The organism is Vibrio sp. 10N.222.52.B7 (assembly GCF_041474275.1).
GTDB lineage: Bacteria > Pseudomonadota > Gammaproteobacteria > Enterobacterales > Vibrionaceae > Vibrio > Vibrio crassostreae_C.
Window position 1 is genome coordinate 1 of record NZ_JBFRTU010000504.1, and the last position, 271, is coordinate 271.

At 39.9% G+C, this 271-nt stretch carries 1 protein-coding gene; it reads right to left on the reverse strand.

Annotated features, from left to right (window positions below):
- On the reverse strand, nt 1-271 hold a 271-nt coding region (locus tag AB4512_RS23910; protein ID WP_372175987.1), incomplete at both ends, for an iron-containing alcohol dehydrogenase.

The following is a 271-nucleotide window of genomic DNA, read 5'->3' on the forward strand; positions in this document are numbered from 1 at the left end:
GTAATATGTGCCGGTAACCCGACCATTAACCGAGGATCTAAAACGGCCATATCAGGAACAATTATCATACTCACAACCTGTTTCTTTTGGTGATCAATGTCATCTGTCATCACAGAAACAATCGTTGTTTCTGAGCCCGTCCCCGAGGTGGTCGGTATTGCAACAAAATAAGCACCTTTATGCTTAATTTTGAACATTCCAACAACCTCTCTTGCTTTAACATTATTAAATGCACAAGTATTAATGACTTTAGCTGCATCAATCGAAGAGC